This is a genomic window from Campylobacter sp. 2018MI13, assembly GCF_018501135.1.
Classification (GTDB): Bacteria; Campylobacterota; Campylobacteria; order Campylobacterales; family Campylobacteraceae; genus Campylobacter_E.
In genome coordinates this window covers 1-3,595 of sequence record NZ_JAHCZC010000112.1, presented here as the reverse complement: position 1 = coordinate 3,595, position 3,595 = coordinate 1, and the positions used below count along the sequence as shown (strand labels likewise).

Annotated in this window: 3 protein-coding genes; all 3 read left to right on the top strand. The window is 26.5% G+C overall.

Features of this window, described 5'->3' with window-relative positions; translation table 11 throughout:
* Positions 1-222: 222 nt before the first annotated feature.
* Positions 223-2,022, top strand: a complete 1,800-nt coding sequence (locus KJQ99_RS08885) for a TolC family protein (RefSeq protein ID WP_214150589.1) — start codon at positions 223-225, stop codon at positions 2,020-2,022.
* Between the two features lie 3 nt (positions 2,023-2,025).
* The gene (locus KJQ99_RS08880) at positions 2,026-2,691 is read left to right on the top strand and encodes a transglutaminase-like cysteine peptidase (protein ID WP_214120625.1); all 666 of its coding nucleotides are present in this window, start codon (positions 2,026-2,028) and stop codon (positions 2,689-2,691) included.
* A partial coding sequence (locus tag KJQ99_RS08875; protein ID WP_214150588.1) for a LapD/MoxY N-terminal periplasmic domain-containing protein occupies positions 2,688-3,595 on the top strand: 908 nt, incomplete at its 3' end. The genes KJQ99_RS08880 and KJQ99_RS08875, both read left to right, overlap by 4 nt.

The window sequence follows — 3,595 nt, the reverse complement described above, 5'->3', positions numbered from 1 at the left end:
ATTTTATACTCAAGTAAAAGCATTAGTTTTGGTGGAAGTGCTGATGTTTTATCATTAATAATATTTTTAAATTTTATAAAAATAAAATAATTTTTTAATAATTACTTAAAAATTATATAAGATTAAAATTTTTTATAAAAAAAAGTAAAAAATCTATGGAAATATTAAGTTTAATTAATTAAAGTAATACCTTTAATTTATTTTTAAACTTAAGGAACAATGATGAAAAAAACATTAATCACATCTATTATTGCGGCTAGTTGCTTGCACGCAGCTGAATATAATATATTCATAGCCAGCTTTAAAAAAGACGATTATGCTACATTAAACAAAATAAAATCAAATATTGAAAAAGTTGTTAATAGTAGCAAATACGCTAATGAATTGGTGGTAAAAGCAAGAGCTAGTGACCCACAAAGTGTAAACAATAGCACATATCACACCGTAGTTGTTGAAACTGCTGATATGTCTAAATCAAAAGTAACAGAGATTAGAAACTATCTTCGCTCAAATTCTATCTATAAAGACGCTTATTTTACGACTAGAAAACCAAATGAACCTAAATTTTCTAAGGTTGATAGTGAAGTAGATACTAATTTAAACAATGACGAATTAACTAGCGAACCAGCTGTTGTAGATAATAATTCATCTGTTTCAAGTATGTTAGATAGTTTAGATGAAAAAAATGATAATGGTTTAAATATTCCTGCATTTAACAATGTTGAAGACGCTAATTCAATTACTTTAAATAAAATGATTGCTAGTGTTCTTGATACAAACCCAAGTGTAAATACTTATAAACAAGAATATTTAAAATCTTTAAAAGACTTAGATATAGCAAGTGCTGAATATTATCCAATGTTAAATGTATATGCAAATGGTGGATATGTTAATAAAAAGCATAAAGTTAATGTAAACCCTGAACAAAAAGGAACAGGCACAACTCACGATGCTTCAATAGTTTTAACAGAAAACTTATTTAATGGTGGAAAAGATATGAATGGCAAGGCTCAACAAAGCCACATTACAAATTCTACAGCTTATAAAGTAATTCAAAATTCAAATGAAATCGTATATGATAGCACTAAAGCATATTTAGATATGATAAAAACTAAACTATTACTTGAAATAGCACAAAAAAATGTAAAAGCTCACGAAGATATTTATGCTCTAATCAAAGATAGAACAAGTTCAGGTTTTGCAAGAGCTAGTGAAGAAAGACAAGCAGGAAGCCGTTTAGCACTTGCTAAAAATAACTTATTATCAGCAGAAAACGATTTTAAAGATGCTGAATCAAGATTTACAAGATTATTTGGTAAAAATGTAGATATTAATTCTCTTGTAATGCCAGAATTTACTTATGCAATTCCTAGTTCAGTTGAAGGCTTAAATGAAATTAGTAAAAAATGTAATCCAAGTGTGAGAATTCAAGCTGAAAATATCAATGTGCTTGAATATGAAACAAAGGTTAAAAAAGGAAATTATTTACCTAAATTAGACTTAGAATTAAGTGCAAACTATGCAAAAGATAAAATCTTTAGAGATTTACAAGCAGATACTAAAGATACTTCAGCAGGTGCTTATTTAAGATTTTCATACAACCTATTTAATAAAGGTCAAGATAAGCTAAATGTTGAAAAAAGTAAAATCGGAGCATTAGCAAGTCAAATGGATTATAATGCTACTTTAAGAGAATTAGAAGAAAGCAATTCATACGCATTTAATTCATATAAAATTAGTAATGATAAATTAAATTATTTAAATGATTATGTTGAATATGCTAAATCTACACTTTTAACTTATGAAGATGAATTTAAAATTGGTAAAAGAGATTTAATCAATGTATTAGATGCTCAAAGCGAATATTTTTCAGCTGCTAAAGAATTAATTAATACAAAGAGCAATATTTTATTAACCCAATACAAAATGCTTGATAATATGGGTGTAATTTCTGAAGGTTTTGTTAATGGTTATGCAAAACAATACATTAATAAAGCTTGCTCAATCTCTGATATTAAGTAATTGATGTATAGTAGAATTTTTAAAAGAGTGATTTTATTCACTCTTTTTATCGGTATTAGTTTATCTAGTTCTTCATTCATTAAACCACAAACTTATGTTAGAATGGAGAAGACTTACGGACAAGTTAGTGTTAAAAGACTTGAAAAACTAGATAAGTTAATGCAAGATATACAAAATACAAATGATGCAAATAAATTAGTAAAAGTTAATGAATTTTTTAATGACCCAAGTATTATAAAATGGCAAGATGATATGATAACTTGGGGTAAGACTGATTATTGGGCTAATAGATTTGAATCACTTGGAAAGGGTTTTGGAGATTGCGAAGATTTCGTAATCGCAAAATATCTTACTTTACTTGATTTAGGAGTTAGTGAAGAAAAATTATTTTTTACATACGTATATGCTAATTTAAATGGCAAATGGATTTCTCATATGGTTTTAGCATATTATGAAAAACCTAACGATATTCCTTTTATTTTAGATAGTAATACAAATTCAATTAAAAGAGCAAACAAAAGAGTTGATTTAAAGCCTGTGTTATCGTTTAATGCTAAAGACTTATTTTTAGCACAACAAGCATCAAGCGGTAAATTATCGGCAAAATCTTCAAAATATACAAAAGATTGGTCTAGTTATTTAGAGAATTTAAAAAAGGGTGATTTATGACTTTATTTAAGCAAATTTTATTAGGTGCTATAGTTTTTATATTAATTATAATAGCTATTGTTGGTGTTAAAAACTATCAAACTACAAATGATTTTATAAACGAGCAATTAAGTGCAAATGCAAAGCATACAGCAACTTCGCTAGGATTATCAATTGCTACTTTAGATAATGTTGATAAAGATAGCGTTGAGCTTATGATTAATGCTATTTTTGATAGTGGATATTATCAAGAAATTAAATTCACTGATGCAAATGATGAGATAGTTTATGATAAAAGTAAAGAAAAGGTATTTTATGGAGTTAGTGATTTATTTGTAAAACTTGTAAATATTAGCACTCCTGTTGAGAGTTTTGAGATTAGACAATGGAATAAAATAGGCACTATTTATGTGCAAATTAGCCCTGCATTTGCTTACGAGCAACTTTATACAACCCTTAAAGAATTGTTTATTAATTTAGTGATTATTTTTATAGTTTCTATGATTTTAATTTATTTTTCACTAAAAGCGATTTTAGCACCACTAAATAAGGTTAGAAAACAAGCAGAAGCTATACTTGAACACGAGTTTATAATACAAAATAAACTACCATTTACCCAAGAAGTTAGAAAAATGGTAATGGCGATGAACTCAATGGTAGGTAAGGTTAAAGATATATTTGATAAAGAGAGCGAAACGCTAGATAAATATAATGATTTGCTTTATAAAGATGAAAGAACTAAGCTATTTAATAGAAGATATTTTATAAATAAATTTGAATCAATTAAAAGTAGGGAAGAGTATTCAAATGGATATTGCTTTTTATTAAGCATTAAAGAAACTTATAATCTAAAAAAGATTTTAGGTTTTAATAAATCTATGGAATTTTTAGGAAGATTATCAGATATTTTAAGAGATAATGATAA

Coding starts and splice junctions, on each gene's coding strand:
- KJQ99_RS08885 (WP_214150589.1), top strand. CDS start 223: ATGAAAAAAACATTAATCACATCTATTATTGCGGCTAGTTGCTTGCAC.
- KJQ99_RS08880 (WP_214120625.1), top strand. CDS start 2,026: ATGTATAGTAGAATTTTTAAAAGAGTGATTTTATTCACTCTTTTTATC.